The sequence below is a fragment of the Streptomyces sp. NRRL S-1813 genome, from assembly GCF_000719605.1.
Lineage (GTDB): Bacteria > Actinomycetota > Actinomycetes > Streptomycetales > Streptomycetaceae > Streptomyces > Streptomyces decoyicus.
Map to the genome: position 1 here is coordinate 1 of NZ_JOHB01000100.1, position 389 is coordinate 389.

General features: G+C 68.1%; 1 protein-coding gene. It reads left to right on the top strand.

From position 1 onward, the window contains the following. Positions 1–389 (top strand): phosphopantetheine-binding protein (locus tag IF67_RS40085; protein ID WP_037840459.1); only part of this gene is annotated, 389 nt, incomplete at both ends.

Below are 389 nucleotides of genomic sequence, written 5' to 3' on the forward strand. Positions count from 1 at the left end.
GACGGACAACTCGAACTCCTCCCCCAGGACACCGACGACGACGAGCAGGACACGGCCACCACCACCGCACGGCGCCGCACCCCCACCCCCCAGGAAGAGATCCTCCGCAGCCTCTTCGCCCACACCCTCAACCTGCCCACACTCGACACCGACGACAACTTCTTCGACCTCGGCGGACACTCCCTCTCCGCCGTACGACTCCTCAGCCGCATCCGCACCACCTTCGGCGTCGAACTCGCCGTCCGCGACCTCTTCGAAGCACCCACCATCACCGGCCTCGCCACCCGCCTCCACCACGCAACCGGAGCACGCAACCCGCTCCTGCCGATGGAACGACCCGACCACATCCCCCTCTCCCACGCCCAACGCCGCCTCTGGTTCCTCCACCA